This is a genomic window from Bacillus paramycoides, assembly GCF_001884235.1.
GTDB classification, from domain to species: domain Bacteria; phylum Bacillota; class Bacilli; order Bacillales; family Bacillaceae_G; genus Bacillus_A; species Bacillus_A paramycoides.
Map to the genome: position 1 here is coordinate 112,638 of NZ_MAOI01000065.1, position 25,738 is coordinate 138,375.

25 protein-coding genes, 2 tRNA genes and 5 pseudogenes are annotated in these 25,738 nt (G+C 36.0%); 28 read left to right on the forward strand and 4 right to left on the reverse strand.

The features are described 5' to 3' along the window. Positions 1-14 precede the first annotated feature (14 nt). The gene (locus BAU28_RS10330) at positions 15-437 is read left to right on the forward strand and encodes a hypothetical protein (protein WP_071718518.1); all 423 of its coding nucleotides are present in this window, start codon (positions 15-17) and stop codon (positions 435-437) included. Positions 438-668: 231 nt separating this feature from the next. On the opposite strand, the gene BAU28_RS10335 is transcribed toward BAU28_RS10330, so the two are convergent. Then, positions 669-1,562: a cation diffusion facilitator family transporter gene (locus tag BAU28_RS10335; protein WP_071718519.1), complete on the reverse strand. Its 894-nt coding sequence runs from the start codon at positions 1,560-1,562 to the stop codon at positions 669-671. A 428-nt stretch (positions 1,563-1,990) separates the two neighbouring features. Here BAU28_RS10335 and BAU28_RS10340 point away from each other — a divergent pair. Together BAU28_RS10340 and BAU28_RS10345 are read left to right on the forward strand one after the other, a co-directional pair. Next, positions 1,991-2,074 (forward strand): annotated as a pseudogene (locus tag BAU28_RS10340) (hypothetical protein); the annotation flags it as partial. Between the two features lie 177 nt (positions 2,075-2,251). After that, a pseudogene (locus tag BAU28_RS10345) lies at positions 2,252-2,880 on the forward strand (recombinase zinc beta ribbon domain-containing protein); the annotation flags it as partial. A 119-nt stretch (positions 2,881-2,999) separates the two neighbouring features. Here BAU28_RS10345 and BAU28_RS10350 read toward each other — a convergent pair. After that, positions 3,000-3,827 (reverse strand): YwqG family protein, encoded by an 828-nt coding sequence (locus BAU28_RS10350; RefSeq protein ID WP_071718520.1) that lies wholly within the window; start codon positions 3,825-3,827, stop codon positions 3,000-3,002. A gap of 353 nt (positions 3,828-4,180) precedes the next feature. Between BAU28_RS10350 and BAU28_RS10355 the strand changes: the two genes are divergently transcribed. The 21 genes and pseudogenes from BAU28_RS10355 to ysxC all read left to right on the forward strand — a co-directional run bounded on the left by BAU28_RS10355 (position 4,181) and on the right by ysxC (position 20,496). Beyond that, on the forward strand, positions 4,181-4,558 hold the full coding sequence (locus BAU28_RS10355; RefSeq protein ID WP_071718521.1) for a DUF3888 domain-containing protein: 378 nt from the start codon (positions 4,181-4,183) through the stop codon (positions 4,556-4,558). Positions 4,559-4,646: 88 nt separating this feature from the next. Continuing rightward, a pseudogene (gene gerE / locus BAU28_RS10360) lies at positions 4,647-4,733 on the forward strand (spore germination transcription factor GerE); the annotation flags it as partial. A gap of 128 nt (positions 4,734-4,861) precedes the next feature. Further along, positions 4,862-5,002, forward strand: a pseudogene (locus BAU28_RS29805) (YrhA family protein); the annotation flags it as partial. A gap of 57 nt (positions 5,003-5,059) precedes the next feature. Further along, on the forward strand, positions 5,060-5,347 hold the full coding sequence (locus BAU28_RS10365; protein WP_071718522.1) for a hypothetical protein: 288 nt from the start codon (positions 5,060-5,062) through the stop codon (positions 5,345-5,347). A gap of 187 nt (positions 5,348-5,534) precedes the next feature. Further along, positions 5,535-5,963, forward strand: a complete 429-nt coding sequence (locus BAU28_RS10370; protein WP_071718523.1) for an SMI1/KNR4 family protein — start codon at positions 5,535-5,537, stop codon at positions 5,961-5,963. 69 nt (positions 5,964-6,032) lie between these two features. Then, the gene (locus BAU28_RS30385) at positions 6,033-6,209 is read left to right on the forward strand and encodes a hypothetical protein (protein WP_165615160.1); all 177 of its coding nucleotides are present in this window, start codon (positions 6,033-6,035) and stop codon (positions 6,207-6,209) included. After that, positions 6,199-6,300, forward strand: a pseudogene (locus BAU28_RS10375) (hypothetical protein); the annotation flags it as partial. The gene BAU28_RS30385 and the pseudogene BAU28_RS10375, both read left to right, overlap by 11 nt. A gap of 199 nt (positions 6,301-6,499) precedes the next feature. Then, positions 6,500-7,312, forward strand: a complete 813-nt coding sequence (racE, locus tag BAU28_RS10380; protein ID WP_002173646.1) for a glutamate racemase — start codon at positions 6,500-6,502, stop codon at positions 7,310-7,312. A gap of 130 nt (positions 7,313-7,442) precedes the next feature. Beyond that, complete coding sequence (locus BAU28_RS10385; protein ID WP_071718524.1) at positions 7,443-8,489, forward strand: GerMN domain-containing protein; 1,047 nt, start codon at positions 7,443-7,445, stop codon at positions 8,487-8,489. A gap of 132 nt (positions 8,490-8,621) precedes the next feature. Further along, positions 8,622-9,359 carry a ribonuclease PH gene (rph, locus tag BAU28_RS10390; RefSeq protein ID WP_025147511.1) on the forward strand — a complete coding sequence of 246 codons (738 nt, stop codon included), beginning with the start codon at positions 8,622-8,624 and terminating at the stop codon, positions 9,357-9,359. Positions 9,360-9,370: 11 nt separating this feature from the next. After that, on the forward strand, positions 9,371-9,979 hold the full coding sequence (locus tag BAU28_RS10395; RefSeq protein WP_025147510.1) for an XTP/dITP diphosphatase: 609 nt from the start codon (positions 9,371-9,373) through the stop codon (positions 9,977-9,979). Between the two features lie 13 nt (positions 9,980-9,992). After that, positions 9,993-10,496, forward strand: coding sequence for a metallophosphoesterase (locus BAU28_RS10400; RefSeq protein WP_048372970.1), 504 nt, complete (start codon positions 9,993-9,995; stop codon positions 10,494-10,496). Between the two features lie 109 nt (positions 10,497-10,605). Next, positions 10,606-10,679 (forward strand) — tRNA-Gly (locus BAU28_RS10405). Between the two features lies 1 nt (position 10,680). Continuing rightward, positions 10,681-10,754 (forward strand) — tRNA-Arg (locus tag BAU28_RS10410). A 295-nt stretch (positions 10,755-11,049) separates the two neighbouring features. Then, positions 11,050-11,298 carry a hypothetical protein gene (locus BAU28_RS10415; protein ID WP_002173640.1) on the forward strand — a complete coding sequence of 83 codons (249 nt, stop codon included), beginning with the start codon at positions 11,050-11,052 and terminating at the stop codon, positions 11,296-11,298. A gap of 198 nt (positions 11,299-11,496) precedes the next feature. Further along, a complete protein-coding gene (locus tag BAU28_RS10420; RefSeq protein ID WP_071718525.1) occupies positions 11,497-12,495 on the forward strand; it encodes a hypothetical protein in 999 nt (332 codons plus the stop codon). 309 nt (positions 12,496-12,804) lie between these two features. Beyond that, on the forward strand, positions 12,805-14,088 hold the full coding sequence (gene tig, locus BAU28_RS10425; RefSeq protein ID WP_002173638.1) for a trigger factor: 1,284 nt from the start codon (positions 12,805-12,807) through the stop codon (positions 14,086-14,088). A gap of 263 nt (positions 14,089-14,351) precedes the next feature. After that, positions 14,352-15,611, forward strand: coding sequence for an ATP-dependent protease ATP-binding subunit ClpX (gene clpX / locus BAU28_RS10430; RefSeq protein ID WP_000472286.1), 1,260 nt, complete (start codon positions 14,352-14,354; stop codon positions 15,609-15,611). A 106-nt stretch (positions 15,612-15,717) separates the two neighbouring features. After that, positions 15,718-17,388 (forward strand): ATP-dependent protease LonB, encoded by a 1,671-nt coding sequence (lonB, locus tag BAU28_RS10435; RefSeq protein ID WP_025147506.1) that lies wholly within the window; start codon positions 15,718-15,720, stop codon positions 17,386-17,388. 184 nt (positions 17,389-17,572) lie between these two features. Next, positions 17,573-19,903: an endopeptidase La gene (lon, locus tag BAU28_RS10440; protein ID WP_071718526.1), complete on the forward strand. Its 2,331-nt coding sequence runs from the start codon at positions 17,573-17,575 to the stop codon at positions 19,901-19,903. Beyond that, positions 19,900-20,496, forward strand: coding sequence for a ribosome biogenesis GTP-binding protein YsxC (gene ysxC, locus BAU28_RS10445; protein ID WP_048372976.1), 597 nt, complete (start codon positions 19,900-19,902; stop codon positions 20,494-20,496). Before lon ends, ysxC begins: the two co-directional genes overlap by 4 nt. Positions 20,497-20,530: 34 nt before the next feature. Here ysxC and BAU28_RS10450 read toward each other — a convergent pair whose 3' ends face one another. Both BAU28_RS10450 and BAU28_RS10455 read right to left on the reverse strand, forming a co-directional pair. Continuing rightward, on the reverse strand, positions 20,531-20,947 hold the full coding sequence (locus BAU28_RS10450; protein ID WP_025147504.1) for an organic hydroperoxide resistance protein: 417 nt from the start codon (positions 20,945-20,947) through the stop codon (positions 20,531-20,533). A gap of 2 nt (positions 20,948-20,949) precedes the next feature. Beyond that, positions 20,950-21,402 (reverse strand): MarR family winged helix-turn-helix transcriptional regulator, encoded by a 453-nt coding sequence (locus BAU28_RS10455; protein ID WP_025147503.1) that lies wholly within the window; start codon positions 21,400-21,402, stop codon positions 20,950-20,952. 416 nt (positions 21,403-21,818) lie between these two features. Here BAU28_RS10455 and hemA point away from each other — a divergent pair, with 416 nt between their 5' ends. From hemA to hemD, 4 genes are read left to right on the forward strand one after another with little or no spacing between them, the layout of a single operon-like run. Further along, positions 21,819-23,153, forward strand: a complete 1,335-nt coding sequence (gene hemA, locus BAU28_RS10460; protein WP_048372977.1) for a glutamyl-tRNA reductase — start codon at positions 21,819-21,821, stop codon at positions 23,151-23,153. 17 nt (positions 23,154-23,170) lie between these two features. After that, complete coding sequence (locus tag BAU28_RS10465) at positions 23,171-24,004, forward strand: cytochrome c biogenesis protein (protein ID WP_002173632.1); 834 nt, start codon at positions 23,171-23,173, stop codon at positions 24,002-24,004. Positions 24,005-24,019: 15 nt separating this feature from the next. After that, positions 24,020-24,949 (forward strand): hydroxymethylbilane synthase, encoded by a 930-nt coding sequence (gene hemC, locus BAU28_RS10470; RefSeq protein ID WP_002173631.1) that lies wholly within the window; start codon positions 24,020-24,022, stop codon positions 24,947-24,949. A gap of 2 nt (positions 24,950-24,951) precedes the next feature. Continuing rightward, entirely contained in the window at positions 24,952-25,710 is a 759-nt protein-coding gene (gene hemD / locus BAU28_RS10475; protein WP_071718527.1) for a uroporphyrinogen-III synthase, read from the forward strand. Positions 25,711-25,738 lie beyond the last annotated feature (28 nt).

Consider the following 25,738-nt stretch of genomic DNA (forward strand, 5'->3'; position numbering starts at 1 on the left):
TAGGAGGAAATAGTATGAAATCTCGTAAACTAATTTTACCGGTTATAGTAGCAACTTCTCTAGCACTAGGGGCTTGCGGAACGCAAGGAGAAAAGAAAGCTGAAAGCACGAAAACTACGGAGCAGGCATCTGCGAAACAAGCAGTCTCTATTGCTGATGGAGCAACTAGTATGAAACAAACCGTGAGTGATTTGAAAGCTCAATTACAGGCAAAAGATGCTGCTAAAGTAAAAGACGATGCAGAACAATTAGAGAAAACATGGCAAACGTTTGAAGATACAGTAAAAGAAAAAAATGCTGATCTATATGAAAAATTAGAAACACCGCTTCATACAATCGAAGCAGGTGCAAAAGCTGAACCGCTTGATGTACAAACTCTAAATAAAGCAGCGGAAGATTTAGATACTGTGTTAACTGAAGTAGGAAAACTAAAATAATAAAACAAAAAGCATCTTATCGAATAAGATGCTTTTTGTTTTATTAAATAGTAAATGCATATAGCTACGGAATAAAGTTATTTTACCGGTTGTTCCACTTGTTTATTTTATTTTTCTTATGCTGAAAGACAGATTATATAAACTAATATGCCTCCAATACTAAGATGATTCCATAAAGCCAAGCAATCGTCTTATAATTGCTTGGCTTTATTATTCAAAACTCTTATGCACTTATTTTTCTTCATACCATGGATTTAAGTGAATGAGTACCTCATATACTTCCGAATCCTGTTCCATAATTGCTGTTTTTATCTCTCTACAAATATCGTGTCCTTGCTGGATACTTAAATATGCAGGGACACTAATCCTAACATCAACCAAAATATAGTGACCGAGTTCGCGAGCTCGAATTCTATCAATTCTTTTCACATATGGATGTGCTTGAATTATTTTCTTATATTCACCACGCTTTTCAGTAGGAAGACCGCCTTCCATCAATATATATACAGCTTCGTTCCCCATACCAAATGCAAGCTTTAAGACAAAAAAGGAAACAATGATTCCAGCTAATGGGTCACCATAAGCTGCATATGGGATTGGATATATATTGTTTAGTAAAGAGACCCCAATTCCAATCACAGCCGCAATAGAAGCATAAACATCAGCGAGATGGTCATAAGCGGTTGCGATAAGCCCTTTACTATTTACTTGTCGACCAATTCGGATTGTATATACATATAAAATTTGTTTCCAGACTAAAGAAACAATGGCTGCTATAAAAGCAATCATGTGGGGTTCGGTCGCTGGGTGAAATAATGCTTTTATTGATTCATAAGACATAAATAAAGCTGCTAAAATTAAAATAATAGATACAATTCCTGAGGAAATGACTTCAGCTTTTCCGTGACCATACGGATGGTCTTCATCGGCAGGTTGATTTGAAATTTTCATTGATCCTAAGGATGCTACAGACGCTACAACATCAGCAGCGTTATGAATACCATCAGCTAGTAATACCTGGCTTTTGGAAAGGATCCCAACTGTTATTTTAATGAGAGTTAAAAGTATATTACTTATAACACTAATCCAGGCTGCTAATAAAGAGGATTTACGACTTTCATTCATATTTTTGTTCTCCTTGCTTTTTGATTATAAAATGCAACTAATTTATTTGATTTTGTATTTTTTAAATTCCTTCTTCCTTTGTCAGGATATTCTTTAGAAAAACATACTACATTTCAGAGCCGTTAAAGTCCTTTCATACCTTATCAAATAATAAGTGGGTGGGTCTATACAAACATTTTTGCCTAGAAATAGATATTTAGGATGAGACTTACATTGTTTCTTTTATACTCACTTTTTTACTTAATGCAAAAAGTGGTATCGAATTGTTATGCTTTGTTCTTATGTAATTTAATGGGCGATTTCATTTTGTTATATATCATTTTCTTGTGAAGTCTAAGGAGATGCTATAGAGACAGAGCTGTATCAACCCGATTTAAGGTGTGTAATGGAAGGTGATTGAAGGTAATGGGGAACTTGTTTTATTTTGCGCAAAAGCAATGCAAAAGCTAGGGGTTAAAGGACGTTCGCAAGCGGTTGTTGAGCTTCTTCGTATGGGAGAACTTGAATTATAATGAGTGAGCCCACTTTTTATAAAAGGTCGGCTATTTTTCTGTCTTGCAAATTGCGGAGAAAAGGAGCAAAATAAAAAGTCTTGGTTTATACAGGTACATATTTGGAAATCTATTAACAAGGATAATTTGACATTATAGAATCTATAGCATGTAAGATATAATAATATGAGAAATGTAACGGATAATAAAACGAAAATTACAGCCTAGAATGAATTTCGTAATTTAGCAAAATGCGCAGTCTGTGGTTCGAATATGGTTATTGTACAATCCCACCTTCGAAAGAAGAGTGGTGAGCGGACAGAATGGAAATATTTAAAGTGTTCACAGTATAGGAGAGCTGGGAAGCATGGTTGTGTAAATCATGTACCCATTCAATATCATGATTTTCGTCAGTTCATTATGGATTTGCTAGTGAAAAAAGGAGCGTCTGTCACTTTAAAATTTCAAAGAAATGTCGAAGAGGGACAAGAGAAAAAAATAAAAAAGTTACAACAGCTTATGAACATGAACGAACAAAAGAAAAAAGCATTACTGGATCTATATTTGGAAGGACCCATCAATAAAGAAGAATTTGAAAAAAACGAGACGATCTTGAAACAGAAATAACGAAAGCGAATCATGAATTGCTTATTTTACAAAATAGTGATGCTGTACAAATGGATATTAAAACAATAAAACAAGCTTTTGAACAGTTGCAACATCAGGAGCAAGATTTGATTCATGTATTTCAGACGTTAATTCAAAAAATTAGTATTCATCAAGATGGTACGGTGGATATTACGTATACTTTTGAAAGCCCATTATAAGAAGGGAGTGTACATATCCCTTCTTGTTTTTATTATGGATAGGATACACATGTTGTTTCCTATGCTATTTATTATGTTTCTCTACATTATCTGAACTACTATAATAGGTGTTTTTTAATTTAACAACATTGTAAAATTAACCAAGTATTTTCGAAGTTTTTTTGTAATAAGTCTTCTTTTTTTATCCAAAAATATAGTCGACCAGAATCTCCCCAATACATTTCCGACTCATCATTGGTATCAATTTGCAAAAGTAACATCCAATCGTGCGGGCTACCAGGTAAACGTTTTATCTCTTTATCTGAAGGATACGACGCATTTCCTAAATAAAATCTGTTTGTAACAAGATGACACTCTTCAGCCATTTCTTCTGATTGTATAGCTTGTGCTGAACCAAGTAAATGATGAAATCCATCGTTCTCTTCTCTGATATACGATTCTTCTATTTCTTCGTAAAAATCCCATTCATCATCATCTGATAAACCTGTTTCTCCAATTTTTTCTTTTGCCAATGTCCATGTTTCTTCAAATGAAATTAATGAAGAAGGGAATACTTCTGTTGTGATTTCTCTTCGTTTTAGATTTGCTATATTTTCTGTGTACAGAACACGATGTCCTCCAATATCTTTTGGATCAAACCCCCACGGTTCTTCTTCTACATCATAGAAGAAATACAACATGCCCTTCGTAGGTAATGGATTTCCTTTGTGATAGGATTGCACTTCCTCTAAATTCAGTTGTCCAATAAAATATAGAGGCATGTCATTTTTGGTTGGAATCTCTAATTCATCAGGTAAATCAGGAAAACCTCCGAATTTTGATGTTCCCACTGCTATTTTTTCATCAGCTTCTTGGCATAAGTGTATTTGAATCGTTGGTTCAAGTGTATCTAAAATACGCTTCTCTAGATGTACGATACCATACTCTTTGAGCACATTTTGTAGCATTTTTTCATTATGTATCACCTCATTCTTATTGTACAACAACAAAGTTTTAATTCATCTTCAAAAAAGAAAAATAATAATATCGTTGATAATATTTAAAAAGGTCCTTATCTTTTATCGAGATATCCTGCTAATATCTATGTTTTGTCTTTTGGATTGTATATGTAGCTAGTTCAATAAATTTTCACATCAACAAAACGGAAGCTGCTAATAACTTAGATTCCTGTGTATTGTTTTGCAAAAACTACGCATTTCAAAATTTTTACCTCAACCAATTATCATATGTTATTCCACTGAGCTCCTCATTAGTTGAATAAGATTCTTTGAAAGAAGGATATTAGGTTTAGGTGATGCTTATGAAGAAAATCTTAGTTTTAATTAGTGTATCAATGCTTATTTTTTCTCTTTTTTCTGCCCCTGTTCAAGCGAATGAAACAGAAACCACCAATGAAATGGTTAAGTACGCCCTAATTGTAAGTCTCGCACCTTCAATTAATAACGCTTTGGCAGAAATTTATAAGGATGCTTCAAAGGGAGTTCCTCAATGGGGAGGATGGGAGACTGAGATTATAAATATAAAACAATTGACTGGTGTTGGAGGTATTTATGAAGTAACAGTTAGAGTTCATTCTTATTATGGAGCCCATACAGGAAATGGAATTGATGAAATTACAATAAGAATTGCTCATGATGGTCAAGAAGTGACCGATTTTAAACATATTCAGGATGTTTAAAGGGATAAGGGAATTTTCCTTGTCCTTTTATCATAACCTCTTGTTCAACTAACCTAATAAAGCAGGCATTTATTTGCAAACACTACGCATTTCAAATGCAATGCAAAAGCTAGGGGTTAAAGGACGTTCACAAGCAGTTGTTGAGCTTCTTCGTATGGGAGAACTCGAACTATAATAGAAGAAGCCGACTTTTATAAAAAGAGTCGGCTATTTTTCTGTTTATATTTTGAAGTGGGAAAAGGTTCTTGAACTTAAAAAGCAGGTATCTCAGATTTTGAGATAGAAGATATGTTAAGGAAGGAAGAATCCTTTATTGCGTGGTTTTGTAAAAACTTATTGGATGGTACTTATTTAGAACTGGATAAGCCATCAGGTACAGTGATGAAAACATATAACGATTTCAATACAATGCTTGAAGGAGCGTTGAAAATAACTGTTTTATAACATGATGAGGTATTCCAGGTAGGTATCTTTGCTATTCATGAATAAGAAGGTGTAAATATGAAATTGTATTTTAAAGATATAGAGATAGGTGAAATTAAAGATGTTTTTGGAGAAATGCCATGGATGTATGGAACAATTCGTTTATACGAGAATAGTAAACCAATTCAAAAATATTTTCGCGAGATGGTAGACGAAGAGAGTACATTTGATTTTGAAAGCATAGACCGTGAATTTCTAGATGACGAAAATTGGTCTGTTTTTGATGAGGGTGAGCGACGATATTTAGGGATTAATATTCCTGCTATTCATATGGAAGATACAACGATTGCATGGCGCTGGAGATAAGAACTATAGCGTGTGCAATCAGTAGGTGAGCTTCTTCGTATGGAATACCTCAAACGATAAGAAAGAAGCCGACTTTGATACAAGGAGTCGGCTGTTTTTTTGTTTGTATTTTGAAGAAGTTGGATTTGTCAAAGAAACTTTAAAACAATAGTATAAAATGCTTGATAATTTGAAAGGGGAATGTTTAATGAATATAATAAAAAATTCAAATGAGGTTTTCGTATTAGAAACACAGGAACCACCAGCAACTAAAGAAGCCATTCAAGAATTAAAAAAATTTTCTTTAATAGATGTGCCAGCTGATTATTTAGAGATAATTCAACAGAGTACAAATGCAGAATTTAATGTGAATAATGAAATGTATATACGCATTTGGGGACCAGTTGACTGTATAGAGATAAATGAAGCACATAATATTCAAAAGTATATACCAAATTCATTGGCTATTGGTGATGATGAAGGTGGAAAAGCATTATTATATGCAGGTGGGAATGAAGGATTCGGACTGTATATTGTAGAGTTTGGAAATTTAGATATTGAAGAAGCAATTAAAATATCCCATTCATTAAAAACGCTGTTAGTAGACGGCATGGGGGTAGAAAAATTATTGTTGTAGTATTCACAGATACGGAAGTTCAGTTAGAGAAATTTTTCTAGATAGATCTTTTAAAAGGAGAAAAAGAACATGAGTAACTTTGATTTCTTGAAACAATATGTTGTTTCACCTGGAATGGAAGTATCTTCTGATGTTATGTGTGTATTTTATCCTATTGAAGAAAATATAGATTTAATTGAAAAAGAATGGGGAAGAGAATTTCCGATAGAAGAAACATTATTTAGTAACAAGAAGGTTTGTCCGTAATCATATTAATAACGCAATGCAAAAGCAAGGTGTTAAAGGACGTTCACAAGCAGTTGTTGAGCTTCTTCGTATGGGAGAGCTCGAACTATAATAGAAGAAGCCGACTTTTATAAAAAGAGTCGGTTATTTTTCTGTCTTGCAAATTATGAAAAAAAGGAGCAAAATAAAAAAGGTCCTGGTCTATACAGGTACAAATGAAAAATTTTATACAGGGGCATTTTAAGTTAGCGAACTTAAAGTGTGTAAAATATACTGATAAACATAAAATAAGATGATGAATGAGAAAACGGGTGATTAAGTTGAATAGAGCGATCGGTGTCATTGATTCAGGAGTAGGTGGATTAACAGTAGCGAAGGAATTAATTCGTCAGTTACCTAAAGAACGTATTATATATTTAGGGGATACAGCGCGTTGCCCTTATGGTCCGCGTTCTCGTGAAGAAGTGCGTAAATTCACGTGGGAAATGACAGAACATTTGTTAGAACTAAACATCAAAATGTTAGTTATTGCATGTAATACAGCAACTGCGGTTGTGTTAGAAGAAATGCAAAAACAATTACCAATTCCAGTAGTTGGAGTTATTCATCCTGGATCACGTACAGCTTTAAAAATGACAAATACGTATCATGTTGGGATTATTGGAACGATTGGTACTGTGAAAAGTGGTGCATATGAAGAGGCGCTAAAGTCTATTAATAACCGTGTTATGGTAGAAAGTTTAGCGTGCCCGCCTTTCGTAGAACTTGTAGAGAGTGGGAATTTCGAAAGTGAAATGGCATATGAAGTTGTAAGAGAAACATTGCAACCGTTGAAAAGTACTGATATTGATACCCTAATTTTAGGGTGTACACATTATCCTATTTTAGGTCCTGTTATTAAAAAGGTAATGGGAGATCAAGTACAATTAATTAGTTCGGGTGATGAAACAGCACGTGAAGTAAGTACGATCCTATACCATAGTAAGATGCTAAATGAGGGAGAAGAACAAAGTGACCACCTCTTCTTAACAACTGGTAAAATAGGTTTGTTTAAAGAAATCGCTTCAAAATGGTTCGGTCAGCCGATTGAAAATGTGAAGCATATTAATTTAGAAACAGAATAATAGTAGATTCATATAAGAGAACCCCTGAGAAATCAGGGGTTTTTTCTGTATAAGTAGCCATAGCTTGTTCTAAAACATGAAACAGCTCGTATACATAATAGTACAAACTTAGATTTTAGGGGGGAATGGCATGCCTAAATCCACTTTTAAATGGGTTGTTGGTGCTACTATGAGTGCAATTTTATTAACAGGGTGTGGCTTATTAAATCAGGAGAAAGCGAAAGAGCAAATTGATCCGCCGAAAAAAGTTACGTATACAGAAGGTGAAAAGAAAGAAACAGCTAAAAAAGATAAACAAGGGCAAACAGTAAATAGAGAGTTATACCTCGTTGATAAAAATGGGTATGTTGTACCGCAAACTATTGCAATGCCTACTCCGAAAGCGAATGAAGTTGTACAGCAAACGTTAGAATATCTTGTGAAAGATGGACCAGTCACAGATTTATTGCCGAATGGATTTCGAGCGGTTCTCCCAGCAAATACAACGATGACCCTAGATTTGAAGAAAGATGGGACAGCGGTAATTGATTTCTCTAAAGAAATGAAAAACTATGCAAAAGAAGAAGAGCGTCAAATTGTTGAATCAGTAGCGTGGACTTTGACGCAATTTAAAGAGATAAAACAAGTGCAGTTCCAAATAAATGGTGAGAAGTTAGCGAAGATGCCTGTAGCGGGTACGCCGCTTGGTGAAGGTGTGAGCCGTGCAAATGGAATTAACTTTGATGATGAACAAGTAGCAGATGTAACGAATACAAAACCGGTTACACTTTATTTTATGGCGCAAAGTAATAAGAAACAATACTATGTACCAGTAACACGCCGCGTTGCAGATGGGAAAGAGAATGATTATTCGACAATTGTGAATGAGCTTGTAAAAGGTCCGATTCAAGGTTCGCTACTAAATGATTTTAATCCAGGGGTTAAGCTTATTACGAATCCAAAAGTAGAGAACGGAAATATTACATTAAACTTTAATGAAAATATATTTGCGAATCAAGACAAAAATATGATTTCAAATTACGTACTGAAATCGTTAGTATTATCTTTAACGGAAAAACAAGGTGTAAAAAATGTTTCTATTGAAGTGAATGGTAAAGCGAATCTTATGGATGAGAAAGGTGAAAAATTAATAAAACCTGTTGATCGTCCACAAAACGTGAATACAGGTAGTTTTTAATCGTGAATAATTTGATATAATTATGTAAGAAAGGGGAATTGCTTTTTGAGTTCCCCTTCTTTTATTGTTATACATATCATACATTTAAATTTGGCTATACTAATGAGTAGTAGTTAAGAGGGGGTTATTTTTATGCGAGTAGATGGTAGAGGGCAAGCGGAACTACGCCATATACATATTCATACAAATTATTTAAAACATCCAGAAGGATCGGTACTAATTGAAGTTGGGGATACAAAGGTAATTTGTTCAGCGACAATTGAAGAGCGTGTACCGCCATTTATGCGTGGAGAAGGAAAAGGATGGGTAACAGCAGAATACGCAATGATTCCACGTGCGACAGAGCAACGTACAATTCGAGAGTCAAGTAAAGGGAAAGTAACGGGTCGTACAATGGAAATCCAGCGTTTAATTGGACGAGCATTACGTGCGGTTGTTGATTTAGAAGCGCTTGGTGAAAGAACAGTGTGGATTGACTGTGATGTAATTCAAGCGGATGGCGGAACGAGAACAGCTTCTATTACAGGTGCTTATGTAGCAATGGTATTAGCTTTTGAAAAATTATTGCAAGCAGAAAAAGTATCTAAAATCCCTGTGAAAGATTATTTAGCAGCAACGTCAGTAGGGATTGTTGAAGAGCAAGGTGTCGTTTTAGATTTAAACTATATAGAAGATTCTAAAGCAGACGTTGATATGAACGTAATTATGACTGGAAAAGGTCAGTTTGTTGAAGTACAAGGAACTGGAGAAGAAGCGACGTTTAGTAGAGCGGAATTAAATGAATTACTTGATGCTGCTGAACAAGGGATTTTCCAACTTGTTGAAAAGCAAAAAGAAGCGTTAGGTGACATCGTATCTCATATAGAGTAGAGGTGGGAAATATGAAGCAAGTTGTTGTAGCGACAAAAAACGTGGGGAAAGTGCGTGAGTTTGCTGAGTTATTTGAGAGATTTGACTTAGAAGTGAAATCTTTACACGATTTTCCTCATATTGAAGAAGTCGAAGAAACTGGTGAAACATTTGAAGAAAACGCAATTTTAAAAGCGGATAGTCTTAGTAAACAATTGAATTCCATCGTAATTGCGGATGACTCTGGTCTTATTGTAGATGCTTTAAACGGGAAACCAGGTGTATATTCAGCTCGTTTTGCTGGAGAACCGAAAGATGATCAAGCGAATATCGATAAAGTTTTGCAAGAGTTAACTGACATCGTTTTAGAAAAACGTACTGCTCGTTTTTACTGTGCGTTAGCAGTTGCCTTCCCTGAAACGGATAAAGAGCCGGTTATTGTAAACGGAACGTGCGAAGGGAAGATTTTAGAACAGCGCCGCGGGGAAAATGGTTTCGGATACGATCCGATTTTTTATGTAGAAGAATATAAAAAAGCGATGGCTGAGCTAAGTTCAGATGAGAAAAACGCAATTAGTCACCGTGGGCGTGCTCTTCGTAAATTAGAAGAAAAAATCCCAGAATGGTTTTTAGAAGAGTAAGGGAGAGAGATTGATGAAAGCTTTAATCGTAAGCGATAGTCATAGCTCTGTGAAGGAATTACAGCAGTTAAAAGAGAAATACGAAGGGAAAGTAGATGTCATGATTCATTGCGGTGATTCAGAGTTAACGCCTGCTCATGAAGAGCTGCAAGGTTTCGATGTTGTAAAAGGTAATTGTGATTATGCTAACTTTCAAGATGAAATTGTAACTGACGTAGAGGGCATTCGTTTCTTAGTTGTACATGGACATCGTCATAATGTGAAAATGACATTACAAACATTAGCGTACCATGCAGAAGAAGTGAGAGCACAAGTTGCATGCTTCGGACATTCTCACGTATTAGGTGCGGAATTCATTGATGGCGTTTTATTTATCAATCCAGGAAGTGTTTTATTACCACGTCAGCGTGTAGAAAAAACATTTGCTTTATTAGAAATGGATGAAAATCAAATGGAAGTTCGTTTTGAAACATTAGATGGACAACTAGTTGAACAAGCAGTTTTTAAAAGAGGATAAGAAAAATTATCCTCTTTTAAAAAAGGTGTTGACTTTATGTGTGGATATACATATAATAAATATTGTCGATAGGACATCGGCGCTAAAAACAAACAATAAAATAACATATGCGGGTGTAGTTTAGTGGTAAAACAAGAGCCTTCCAAGCTCTGGTCGAGAGTTCGATTCTCTTCACCCGCTCCATGTCCCAGTAGCTCAGCAGGATAGAGCAACGGCCTTCTAAGCCGTCGGTCGGGAGTTCGAATCTCTCCTGGGACGCTAAGAAAACCTTGTTATCTTTTGATAACAAGGTTTTTTGTTTGTCTTTTTTGAAATCTTACAATTCTGTAAGGTAAGTGTAAGGAAGTTCGATGGTAACAAATTACGAATCCTCTATAATGAAGATAACAACGATAAATGAGGAGGAAGAGATGATGAAAGGATTAATCGTAACGGGTTTAACAGTAGCGTTTGGATTTGTAGCATATGAGAAATTAACGTATGTAATTGACGTTGTAAAACATTTAGTAGCTTAGAAAAACTACCATGAGAGGGAAAGGGAATGAGTGAATGAATGGAATGGTTATTCGGAATTATAGGTACTTGTAGTGTAGTTTTATTGTTCTTTGTCCCGAGTGGTATACTTAGTTCGACAACAAGTTTGTTCTTCTTAAGTTTGTTTGCTTGTACAATGCTTATTATTATGTTTTTAATGAAGCGAAGTAAACCAATCTTCTTTTTTAGCATGATTGTTATGGCAATTATTGTTCTCCAAATTATTACCCTTGTTATATATCCCACAATTATAAAAGCTTTCCATTAATGATGAATCCTCTGCGTCTGTTGCTGAGGGTTTTTGTTTATGAAAAAATGAATTTTATGTAACAGTTTGTTGATTTTTTGTTATAAAAATTAAATATTCCTATATTTCAAATAAACAGTTTTGGAATGTTGTGTTCTCATTACGCATTTGATATATTTACTGTGAAGATAATTAAAATCTAGAAAAAGAGGCGGACGTATGGATAAAAAAGAAAATACGGTCGTATTGTTTCCGCAACTATCAGAACGCTATATTGACGAAGGTTTTTTAGCGCTGAAAGAGCGAAAATTCGAAGATGCATTGCGCTGCTTTGAAATATTACGTCAGTATAATGCAGAAACGGAACAAACAGAATTAGCTTCAGTTATTTGTTTGCTAGAATTAAAACGTATGGAAGAAGCGAAAGAAAAATGTGAGCAGTTGCTTGAAACAGGAGCTGTATTATTTGGTGATATTCTTGAAACGTATGTAACTATTTTAGTTCAAACAAATGATTATGAAGGTGTTATCGAAACTGTTGAGGAAGTTTTGCAAACGAAAGATATAATTCCAGAGCAAAAGGAAAAACTAGCGCAGCTTGCTTTGTTTGCGCAAGGGATGCTGAATGATGGAGATATACCGCTAGTGGATTCGAATTTTGAATTGGGGGAATTTACCGATGAACTTTTTGGAGAAAACTTTGGTCAAAAATTAAGGGTAATTCAGAAGCTTTCGTTAAAAGATCTTGATCTTGCACTTCCTGCTTTAAAGAAATTTTTAATAGACGAAGATCAGCACCCGTATTTAAAAACTTCTATTTTGTATAAAATGGTAGAAAATCAAATAGAAGAAGAGATAGAAGTAGAGAAGTTTGGAAATACGATAAAGGTGATACCAGCATTTACAGGTCATAATGAGGAGCAATCCGATAAAATTATACATAAATTATCAAGCCGATTAGAGCAAAGTTATCCAGATATATTTGATACAATGGTTACATACTGGAAAGAATTACAAATTAGCATTTTCCCATTCCCTCTATTAATGGATAAAGTAGAAATTTGGGCTGCCGTCATAGAGAGAATTGGAAGAAAGCGTTTCGGATTGGCTATTGATGAAGAAGAACTTATGACAGCATACAATATCGAGTTTGAGGAATTTCATATTGCTTATCAATGGTTACTACGCGTTGAAAGAGAAGGGTATTTGCCCGTATAATTATGAAAAAGAATCGTTCAGTTATTGAAACGAGCATATTCTATGTTATAATGTAAGGGTTGCAAAAGGCAGAAAACTGCCTGTTTGTAAGAGAAGAGGAGTATAATTCTCTTACTTAATATGTTTCATATTAGTCTCGAACAAAATATACCGTAGTTGTCTTTTAGACAATTAGTAGATTGGAACATTATATCTGAAAGCTTTTGCTAGAGGATTATTTGTACATTTGTTATTTCAAAAAAGAGATAATAAAAATCTTAATCTATAGAGGTATGTGCATACATTATTATAGTTGGAGGGAAAGAATAAATGTCTACAAAATGGGAAAAATTAGAAGGTAACGTTGGCGTTTTAACAATCGAAGTTGATGCTAAAGAAGTAAACAACTCTATCGACGCTGCATTCAAAAAAGTAGTAAAAACAATTAATGTACCAGGTTTCCGTAAAGGAAAAATGCCTCGTCCATTATTCGAACAACGCTTTGGTATTGAATCTTTATACCAAGATGCTTTAGATATCATCTTACCAAAAGCATACGGTGAAGCAATCGATGAAGCTGGTATCTTCCCAGTTGCTCATCCTGAGATTGACATCGAGAAATTCGAAAAAGGCCAAAACTTAATTTTCACTGCAAAAGTTACAGTAAAACCTGAAGTTAAATTAGGTGATTACAAAGGTTTAGCAGTAGAAAAAGTTGAAACAACTGTAACTGACGAAGATGTAGAGAACGAAGTAAAAGCTTTACAAGAGCGTCAAGCTGAACTAGTTGTTAAAGAAGAAGGAACTGTTGAAAACGGTGATACAGCTGTAATCGACTTCGAAGGTTTCGTTGATGGCGAAGCATTTGAAGGCGGAAAAGGCGAAAACTATTCTCTTGCAATCGGTTCTGGTACTTTCATCCCAGGTTTCGAAGAGCAAGTAATTGGTCTTAAATCTGGTGATTCTAAAGAAGTTGAAGTATCATTCCCAGAAGAGTACCATGCTGCTGAATTAGCTGGTAAACCAGCAACATTCAAAGTAACAATTCACGAAATCAAAACAAAAGAACTTCCTGAGTTAAACGACGAGTTCGCTAAAGAAGCTGACGAAGCGGTTGCAACTCTTGATGAATTAAAAGCAAAACTTCGCACAAACTTAGAAGAAGGCAAAAAGCACGAAGCTGAGCACAAAGTACGTGACGAAGTAGTAGAATTAGCTGCTGCTAACGCTGAAATCGACATTCCAGAAGCTATGATCGACACAGAGTTAGATCGTATGGTTCGTGAATTCGAGCAACGTTTAAGCCAACAAGGTATGAACCTTGAGCTTTACTACCAATTCACAGGTACTGACGCTGACAAATTAAAAGAGCAAATGAAAGAGGATGCACAAAAACGTGTAAGAATCAACCTTGTTCTTGAAGCTATCATTGAAGCTGAAAACATCGAAGTTACTGAAGAAGAAGTAACTGCAGAAGTTGAAAAAATGGCTGAAATGTACGGTATGCCAGTAGACGCTATCAAGCAAGCTCTTGGAAGCGTAGACGCTTTATCTGAAGATCTTAAAGTGCGTAAAGCTGTAGACTTCTTAGTAGACAACAGCAAAGCTGCATAATAAAATAACAAGGCGCGATTTTAATCGTGCCTTGTTTTATAAATATAGAAATATATTTATAAAACTTTTCGATGAAGAAGGAAAAGTTCCTTTATAAGTCGAATATACATATTTCAAAAGTTTCAAAAAATTTTATCTGTACATAACTAGTCATATTATTTGTATTTCTCGCCGCGTAGTGACATAATATGTATTTACATACGATACATTTATCGTGTACATACGAAGGCAAGAGGTTAGCACTTTGTAAGGGGTGTGAAAATATGTTTAAATTTAATGATGAAAAAGGGCAATTAAAATGTTCTTTCTGTGGTAAAACACAGACGCAAGTTCGTAAGTTAGTTGCAGGTCCAGGTGTTTACATTTGTGACGAGTGTATCGAGCTTTGTACTGAAATTGTACAAGAGGAGCTTGCGAAGGATGAAGAAGTAGAATTCAAAGATGTACCGAAACCGGTAGAAATTCGTGAAATCTTAGATGAGTATGTCATCGGACAAGATAACGCGAAAAAAGCACTAGCGGTAGCGGTATATAACCATTACAAACGCATTAATTCTAACAGCAAAATTGATGATGTAGAATTAGCGAAGAGTAATATTTCACTTATTGGGCCAACTGGTAGTGGTAAAACATTATTGGCACAAACATTAGCGCGTATTTTAAATGTTCCATTTGCGATCGCGGACGCAACATCTTTAACAGAAGCTGGATATGTTGGGGAAGATGTAGAAAACATCTTACTAAAATTAATCCAAGCGGCTGATTATGATGTAGAGAAAGCGGAAAAAGGAATCATTTATATTGATGAGATTGATAAAGTGGCACGTAAGTCCGAAAATCCATCAATTACACGTGATGTATCTGGTGAAGGTGTACAGCAGGCACTTCTGAAAATTTTAGAAGGTACTGTAGCAAGCGTTCCACCTCAAGGTGGCCGTAAGCACCCGCATCAAGAGTTTATTCAAATTGATACAACGAATATCTTATTCATTTGTGGTGGAGCGTTTGATGGCATCGAGCCAATTATTAAACGCCGCCTTGGTGAAAAAGTAATTGGATTTGGTTCTGAGAAGAAAAATGCTGATGTAAACGAGAAGCATGTTTTATCTCACGTTTTACCAGAGGACCTTTTAAGATTCGGTTTAATTCCGGAGTTTATCGGTCGTCTTCCAGTTATTGCGAACCTAGAGCCGCTTGATGAAGATGCTCTTGTAGATATTTTAACTAAACCCAAAAATGCACTTGTTAAGCAATTCCAAAAACTATTGGAGCTTGACGATGTTGAGTTAGAGTTTGAAGAAGGTGCACTGATTGAGATTGCGAAAAAAGCAATTGAACGTAAAACAGGTGCTCGTGGACTTCGTTCAATTATTGAAGGCTTAATGCTTGATGTAATGTTCGAACTTCCATCTCGCAAAGATATCGAGAAGTGTATTCTTACAAAAGAAACAGTAGCTGATAATGAGCCACCGAAATTGGTGTTACAAGATGGTACTGTACTTGATACAAAAACATCTGCATAATGTGAAGGAGAAACAGCAATTTTTATAATTGCTGTTTTTCTTTATGTTTAGCACTATTCCTCCCAGGAAATACTAAAAGATAAAACATAGCGGGAGGAAATGAATTATGAGCTGGACAAATATATTTTTACTTGTTCAACTTGTTTTTGGCGTAATTGTCGGATTGTATTTTTGGCATTTACTTCGAAATCAGCGAACACAAAAAGTTTCAATTGATCGAGAATCGAAAAAAGAATTAGAGCAACTTCGTAAAATGCGTGAGATTTCTTTAACAGAGCCACTTGCGGAAAAGGTACGTCCTACATCCTTTTTAGACATTGTAGGGCAAGAAGACGGAATTAAGTCGTTAAAAGCGGCTCTTTGTGGTCCTAATCCGCAACATGTGATCATATATGGTCCGCCAGGTGTCGGAAAGACAGCGGCAGCACGCCTTGTATTAGAAGAAGCAAAACGAAATCCGAAATCTCCATTTCGTACGAATGCAACATTTATCGAACTTGATGCGACGACAGCTAGGTTTGATGAACGTGGTATTGCAGATCCTTTAATTGGTTCAGTGCATGATCCGATCTATCAAGGAGCGGGTGCAATGGGGCAAGCGGGTATCCCACAACCGAAAAAAGGGGCTGTAACAGATGCACATGGTGGTATTTTGTTCATTGATGAGATTGGTGAATTACATCCGATTCAAATGAACAAAATGCTAAAGGTGTTAGAAGATCGGAAAGTATTTTTGGAAAGTGCGTACTATAGTGAAGAAAATTCGATGATCCCAACGTATATACATGATATTTTTCAAAAAGGTTTACCAGCAGATTTTCGCCTAGTTGGTGCAACGACACGTTCACCAGAGGAGATTCCACCTGCAATTCGGTCGCGTTGTTTAGAAGTGTTCTTCCGTGAATTAGATACAGAAGAAATCCAAAAGGTAGCTAAAAATGCAGCTGATAAGGTGGAAATGCAAATAGGTGAAAACGGTATTGAAATGATTGGAATGTATGCAAGAAATGGACGGGAAGCAATTAATCTCGTGCAAATTTCTACTGGTATGGCGATAAATGAAGAACGTTCTTTCATTAAAGATGAAGATATTGAGTGGGTTGTTCATTCGAGTCAACTTACACCAAAGTACGAAAAACGTATTTATCCAATTCCAAGGATTGGTCTTGTAAACGGGCTTGCTGTATATGGACCGAATACAGGCGCGTTATTAGAAATTGAGGTAACAGCTATTCCTGCGAAAGATAAAGGGTCAGTAAATGTAACTGGAATTGTAGAAGAGGAAAGTATTGGTAGCCAAACGAAATCGATTCGTCGAAAAAGTATGGCGAAAGGTTCTGTTGATAATGTGTTAACAGTACTTCGTTCTCTAGATGTGTTGCCAGAAGGGTATGATATACATATTAATTTTCCAGGTGGTATCCCGATTGATGGTCCTTCGGCAGGGATTGCTATGGCAACAGGTGTCTATTCAGCGGTGCATCGTACGTATGTGAACAATGAAGTAGCGATGACAGGTGAGATAAGTATCCACGGAGAGGTGAAGCCTATTGGTGGTGTGTACGCAAAAATAAAAGCTGCGAAAAAAGCAGGAGCTAAGAAAGTCATCATTCCTGCGGAAAACATGCAACCATTTTTGTATACTATTAAGGGAATTGAAATCATTCCCGTTCGCAAACTAAAAGAAGTATTTGAGCTAACATTTATGCAGGAAAACAAGCATCGTGAGCTTGATGTACATAATACTTTGGACGAAACAGATGCACAATCAATGTGAGAATAAATAATAATAAAATTTGCCAGACTTCGTTTAAGTTTGTATGCTTAAGCGGAGTTCTTTTTCTTTTCATGAGGCAGAAAAAAACAGGGGATTTACAATTACGAAGAATCTCTGCAATTGCATCTAGATGTATTGTAATATAAAATAGTTGAACAGGAGTTTAATTTATTATGGAGGTGCTATGTCTAGTATGAATGCGAACGAAAGAATCGTGCCCCTCCTACCATTAAGAGGCGTTCTCGTATATCCAACGATGGTTCTGCATCTTGATGTAGGACGTGATAAATCGATACAAGCACTAGAGCAGGCGGCAATGGATGAAAATATCATCTTTTTAGCAATGCAAAAAGAAATGAATATCGACGATCCGAAAGAAGATGACATATATAGTGTAGGTACAGTGGCGAAAGTGAAGCAAATGTTAAAATTGCCGAACGGTACGCTTCGTGTCCTTGTAGAAGGTTTACATAGAGCAGAAGTAATAGAGTTTATTGAAGAAGAAAATGTAGTACAAGTTTCTATTAGAACGGTAACTGAAGAAGTAGAAGATGATTTAGAAGAGAAGGCTCTTATGCGTACGTTACTGGAGCATTTCGAACAATATATTAAAGTTTCGAAAAAAGTTTCAAATGAAACATTTGCAACGGTAGCTGATGTAGAAGAACCAGGAAGACTAGCTGATTTAATTGCTTCTCACTTGCCGATTAAAACGAAGCAGAAACAAGAGATTTTAGAGATTGTATCTGTGAAAGAACGATTACATACACTTATTTCAATTATTCAAGATGAACAAGAATTACTTAGCCTAGAAAAGAAAATTGGACAAAAAGTGAAACGTTCAATGGAGCGCACGCAAAAAGAATATTTCCTACGTGAGCAAATGAAGGCGATTCAAACTGAACTTGGTGATAAAGAAGGCAAGGGCGGGGAAGTTGAAGAACTTCGTGAGAAAATCGAACAGTCGGGAATGCCTGAAGAAACAATGAAGGCTGCACTGAAAGAATTAGATCGCTATGAAAAGTTACCAGCAAGTTCTGCGGAGAGCGGCGTAATTCGCAATTATATTGATTGGTTATTAGCACTTCCGTGGACTGAAGCGACAGAAGATTTAATTGATCTTGCTCATTCTGAAGAGATTTTGAACAAAGATCATTACGGTCTTGAAAAAGTGAAAGAGCGCGTACTTGAATATTTAGCTGTACAGAAGTTAACGAATTCATTAAAAGGACCTATCCTTTGCTTAGTAGGACCTCCTGGGGTCGGGAAAACTTCATTAGCGCGTTCTATTGCAACATCATTGAATCGTAATTTTGTTCGTGTATCTCTTGGTGGTGTACGTGATGAATCTGAAATTCGTGGTCACCGTCGTACATATGTAGGAGCGATGCCAGGACGTATTATTCAAGGTATGAAAAAGGCGAAAACAGTTAATCCAGTCTTCTTATTAGATGAGATTGATAAAATGTCTAATGATTTTAGAGGAGACCCATCAGCGGCATTACTTGAAGTGTTAGATCCAGAACAAAATCATAACTTCAGTGATCATTACATTGAAGAGCCATATGATTTATCGAAAGTTATGTTCGTTGCAACTGCGAATACACTTGCAAGTGTTCCAGGCCCTCTTCTGGATCGAATGGAAATCATTTCGATTGCTGGTTATACAGAACTTGAAAAGGTGCACATTGCTCGTGAGCATTTACTGCCGAAACAATTAAAAGAGCACGGCTTACGAAAAGGTAATTTACAAGTGCGTGATGAAGCGCTTCTTGAAATTATTCGTTATTATACGCGCGAGGCTGGTGTTCGTACATTAGAGCGTCAAATTGCAAAAGTTTGTCGTAAAGCAGCAAAAATTATTGTTACAGCAGAACGCAAGCGCATTGTTGTAACGGAAAAAAATGTTGTTGATTTACTTGGTAAGCACATATTCCGTTATGGGCAAGCTGAAAAAACAGACCAAGTTGGTATGGCGACAGGTTTAGCTTACACAGCAGCTGGTGGAGATACACTTGCAATTGAAGTGTCTGTAGCACCAGGAAAAGGGAAATTAATTTTAACAGGGAAACTTGGGGATGTTATGAAAGAATCCGCACAAGCAGCGTTTAGCTATATTCGTTCTCGTGCAGAAGAGCTTCATATTGATCCGGATTTCCATGAGAAAAACGATATTCATATTCATGTTCCAGAAGGAGCGGTTCCAAAAGATGGACCGTCAGCAGGTATTACGATGGCAACGGCACTTATTTCGGCACTAACAGGTATTCCTGTAAGTAAAGAAGTTGGTATGACAGGTGAAATTACACTTCGTGGTCGTGTATTACCAATTGGTGGTTTGAAAGAAAAAACATTAAGTGCTCACCGCGCAGGCTTAACAAAAATTATTTTGCCAGCAGAGAACGAGAAAGATTTAGATGATATTCCAGAGAGCGTAAAAGAAAACCTTACGTTTGTGCTTGCATCTCATTTAGACGAAGTATTGGAGCACGCATTAGTAGGAGTGAAACAATGAAAGTAACAAAAGCAGATATTGTAATTAGTGCTGTTAAACCGGAACAATATCCAGACAGTGATTTACCAGAAATTGCCTTGGCGGGTCGTTCTAATGTCGGGAAGTCTTCCTTTATTAATAAAATTTTAAATCGTAAAAAGTTAGTACGTATTTCTTCTAAACCAGGAAAAACGCAAACGCTGAACTTTTTCTTAATCAATGAAATGATGCATTTTGTTGACGTTCCAGGTTATGGATATGCGAAAGTATCTAAATCGGAGCGTGCGGCATGGGGTAAGATGATTGAAACTTACTTTACAACACGTGAGCAATTAGACGCTGCTGTATTAGTAGTTGATTTACGTCACCAACCAACAAAAGATGACGTGATGATGTATGATTTCTTAAAGCATTATGAAATCCCAACAATCATTATTGCAACGAAGGCCGATAAAATTCCGAAAGGGAAATGGCAAAAGCATTTAAAAGTTGTAAAAGAAACGCTTGCTGTTGAAATTGGCGATGAAATCGTTCTATTCTCTTCTGAAACAGGACTTGGAAAAGAAGAGGCATGGAAAGCAATTCATAAAATGACAAAAACAAAAAACGCGTGACGAATGTCGCGCGTTTTTTTATTTACGTAACTTTTTAGCGTACGTTTAATGTAACTTCAATATTTCCTCTTGTTGCTTTAGAGTAAGGACATACACCGTGAGCAGCTTCTACAAGTTCTTGTGCTTCGGCATGAGAAACGCCAGCGACATGTACATCAAGTACAGCAGATAGTCCGAAACCACCATCTGTATCTTTACCGATAGAAACGTGTGCAGTAACTTCTGTACTTTCCACTTTCACACGTTTTGTACGAATGACAAGTTGTAATGCACTATCAAAGCAAGCTGCATAACCAGCTGCAAATAGTTGTTCTGGATTTGTTGCCTCTCCGCCTACGCCACCTAGTGCCTTTGGCATTTTCACATCAAGATTTAATATGCCATCATCTGAAACTACTTTCCCATTTCTTCCACCTGTTGCTGTTACTGAAGCTGTATATAATTTATCCATGTTTATTCCCCTTTTCTATCATTAATTATTTTCATGGTTTCAATTAATTTATTTAATTGGATTAATAAAGAACGATATTCTTGTTCTGTAATTCCTAAATTTGTAGCCATCGTTGTCGGTAATGAACAAGCCTTTTCTTTTAAATCTTTACCTTGTTCCGTTAATTCGATACAAACTTTTCGCTCGTCTTCCTTTGAACGAACACGTTTTACAAGTTTTAATGATTCCATCCGTTTTAACATAGGTGTTAAAGTACCAGAATCTAAAAATAGACGTTCTCCAATTTCTTTTACTGTTAGTCCGTCTTGTTCCCATAGTACGAGTAAAGTAATGTACTGGGGGTACGTAATGCCCATTTCTTCTAAATATGGTCGGTAAAAACGGGTAACTTCTCTTGAACAAGCGTAAATAGAAAAACAAAGTTGTTTATCTAGATGCAAAGAATCTTTTTTCATGAGTAACTCCTTCCTTTTTAAATTGTGTACAATTTAATTTTGTAAAATTAATATAACGAAAAAGAAATACAATGTCAAATACATTGTATTGAGAAAGTGAGTGCTATATTTTGGAACAATCATACATATTTTCCTTCGTTATGAAAGAAGATAGAAAAGATGATGGTATAATTAATATGGAATAGTTTCCATCACTTGATTATGAGGACTTTTTTTGGTAACGTACAAATAGAGTTATTATTTTATAATTATTATAAAGTAGAAAGTTATTTCATAAGATTTACTGAATCTCCTGTACTACATACGGAGAATATATAAAAACAATCGATTGTTCACACGATTGTCAGATTCATAAGAGGAAAGTTGTATTATGATAGTAGATAAAGTGATAAAACGGGTGAAGGGGGACATGCTGCGTGCATATTCTTGTTGTTAGTGTAAATTATCGAACAGCCCCTGTAGAATTTCGTGAGAAACTCACATTTCAGGCAGCAGAGCTAGAGCAAGCAATGACTACATTACAAAATCAAAAGAGCGTGCTAGAAAATGTCATTGTATCAACTTGTAATCGCACTGAGATTTACGCTGTTGTGGATCAATTACACACGGGACGGTATTACATTAAGAAGTTTTTAGCTGATTGGTTTCAGCTTGAAATAGAAGAAGTCGCACCATACTTGTCTATTTTTGAACAAGATGGCGCAATAGATCATTTATTCCGCGTAACATGCGGTTTAGATTCTATGGTTGTTGGAGAGACACAGATTTTAGGTCAAATAAAAGATAGCTTTTTAGAAGCACAACAAGTAAAAGCGACAGGTACAATTTTTAATGAATTGTTTAAGCAAGTGGTTACATTAGCAAAACGTGCGCACTCAGAAACGACAATTGGTGGAAGTGCGATGTCTGTTAGTTATGCTGCTGTTGAGCTTGGAAAGAAAATATTTGGCGAGTTAACAGATTGTCATGTACTTATTCTTGGTGCTGGTAAGATGGGTGAACTTGCATTGCAAAACTTATACGGAAGTGGAGCTCGTAAAGTAACAGTTATGAATAGGACGCTTACGAAAGCGGAAGTGATGGCTGAGAAATATATGGGACATGCAAAGCCTTTAAGTGAATTGCAATGTGCATTATTAGAAGCAGATATTTTAATTAGTTCAACTGGTGCATCAGAATATGTCATTACGAAAGAGATGATGACGAAAGTAGAGAAAATGCGCTCTGGTCGTCCGTTATTTATGGTTGACATTGCAGTACCACGTGATATTGATCCTGCAATTGATGAACTAGAAGGCTCTTTCTTATATGATATCGATGATCTGCAAGGTGTAGTGGAAGCAAACCGTGCTGAACGTTTGAAAGAAGCAGAGAAAATTCAATTTATGATTGAAGAGGAAATTGTGTTATTTAAAACGTGGTTAAGTACGCTTGGTGTTGTACCGTTAATATCTGCTCTTCGTGATAAAGCGCTAGCAATTCAAAGTGACACGATGGAAAGTCTTGAGCGAAAAATACCAACTCTTAGTGATCGTGAGAAAAAAGTAATTAGTAAACATACGAAAAGTATTATTAATCAATTGTTAAAAGACCCAATTTTAGTAGCTAAAGAACTAGCTGCTGAAGAGGGAGCTGACGAAAAATTAGCTCTATTTGCGAAGATTTTTGATTTAGAAGCGGAAGAAACCGCAGAAGATACGGAAGAAGTAGAACATAAAAGAGCGTGGACACCATCCGTTCCATCTTTATAATTTGGAAGGATGATCGGATGAGTTTTTTAAATAACAGTATTATTTATCATATTGCAATTATTTTATATGCTTGTAGCATTAGTTTATATTTTATAGATTATTTCCAAAGTAACCGAAAGGCGAATCGATTTGCTTTTTGGTTACTTTCGATTGTATGGGTTCTGCAGTCTATTTTTATGTTGCTTAGGGCTACTGATTCAGAAACGAATCCCATTTTAACTTTATTATCAGGGATTTATTTTTATGTTTGGTTATTGATTACGATGTCATTAATCATTAATCGATTTATGCGAATTGACTTTTTAGTCTTTTTTACAAACGTTGTCGCATTTGGCGTAAGCGCTTTTTCTATTTTTACACCGCTTGGAAAGATGTCGCCAGTACTTGCAGAACAATTAGTGTCAGAACTTGTATACGTGCATGTCGGTATGGCGATTATTTCCTATGCAACGTTTACTGTATCGTTTATTTTTTCTATTATGTATTTATTGCAATATCGGCTATTAAAAAAGAAAAAATGGAATGCGAGATTAAGAAGATTAGGAAATTTGCCGAAGCTTGAATCTATGTCTTATGGATTAAATTTATTTTCTGTTCCGTTTTTCTTATTAGCAATTATATTAGGGTGCATATGGGGATATACAAAGTTGGATAATTTCCATTGGTATGATACGAAAGTAATCGGGTCTTTTGTCGTCCTATTTACATATTGTGCAGGCTTATATTTACGAGCGGCAGATGTGTTGCAAGGTAAGAAAATTGTGCAGTGGAATATCGGGGCATTTCTCGTAATGCTAGTTAACATTTTTCTATTAAGCAGTTTATCTAATTTCCACTTTTGGTATTTATAATGAGGAGAGAGAATTATGCGCAAAATTATTGTAGGTTCACGAAAGAGTAAACTAGCATTAACACAAACAAATTGGTTTATCGATCAGTTAAAAGCGTTCGGCTTACCATATGAATTTGAAGTGAAAGAAATCGTTACAAAAGGTGATGTTATTTTAGACGTTACTCTTTCAAAAGTAGGCGGAAAAGGTTTATTTGTAAAGGAAATTGAACACGCGTTACTGACGAAAGAAATTGATATGGCTGTACATAGTATGAAAGATATGCCGGCTGTACTGCCAGAAGGATTAACGATTGGTTGTACACCAAAGCGTGTTGACCCTCGTGATGCTTTTATTTCTAAAAACGGAGAATCGTTTAAAGACTTAGCGGAAGGGGCGATATTAGGGACGAGTAGCTTGAGACGTAGTGCACAACTACTAGCTGCGAGACCAGATTTACAAGTGAAGTGGATTCGTGGAAACATCGATACACGCTTACGTAAGTTGAAAGATGAAGATTACGATGCAATTATTTTAGCGACAGCTGGATTACAGAGAATGGGCTGGGATGATGAAGTTATTACAGAACATTTAGATGAAACGTTATGTGTACCAGCCGTAGGACAAGGTGCATTAGCGATTGAGTGTCGTGAAGACGATAAGGATTTACTGGAGTTGTTATCACATATTAATGATGCAGTAACAGAAAAAACAGTGGCAGCAGAGCGAGTATTCCTTCATAAACTTGAAGGTGGATGCCAAGTTCCAATCGCTGGATATGCAACCCTTAAAGAAAATGATGCAATTGAATTAACTGCGCTTGTCGGTTCTATGGACGGTTCTGTTTTATTGAAAGAGACAGTATTAGGAACTGATCCAGAGCAAGTAGGATTAGAAGCTGCAGACCGTTTAATTAAACAAGGAGCAAAAGAGCTCATCCTTGCTGCAAATAAGGAGCAACAATAAATATGGATGCTCTCGCTGGCAAAACAGTATTGATTACACGTGCCCAGCATCAAGCGAAACAAATGAGTGTAGCGGTGAAAGAAAGGAGCGGAATTCCATTGGAAATTCCGCTTTTGCGTATGGAAGGCACATCTCAGCAACAAATTCAACGTGCAACAAGGCAACTACATTCGTATGACTGGGTTATTTTTACGAGTAAAAATGGTGTAACTTTTTTTCTGGATGGTTTGAGAAAGAAAATACCTTTAGCTATTAAAATTGCTGCAGTAGGTGTGAAAACAAAATTAGAGTTGGAAAAAAGAGGCTATGAAGTTCATTTTATTCCATCGTCATTTGTCGCTGAGGCATTTGCAGAGGAGTTTGTAAAAGAGTTAAGTGGAAACGAACGCATTTTATTTCCGAAAGGGAACTTAGCAAGAGATGTAATCCCGGTAAAGTTAAGGGAGTTTGGTGTTTTTCTAGATGAGCTAATCGTATACGGTACGAAAGCGAATGTAGGGAAAAAGCAAGAGCTTATAACTGCATTGAAATTAGGGAAAGTAAATATTATTACATTTACGAGCCCTTCAACTGTTGATAGTTTTGTTCATTTACTCGAGGGTACAAACTGGAGAGAATGGACAAAAAAATGTACAATTGCTTGTATAGGACCGATAACAGCAAAAGAGGCAAGGAGCTATTTCTCAGATGTTATCGTACCGGAAGAATACACAATAGAATCGTTAATACACTGCATTTGTGAATCTACTTTACATGCATAATCAAAATAAAAGAATGGGGATAGAAATC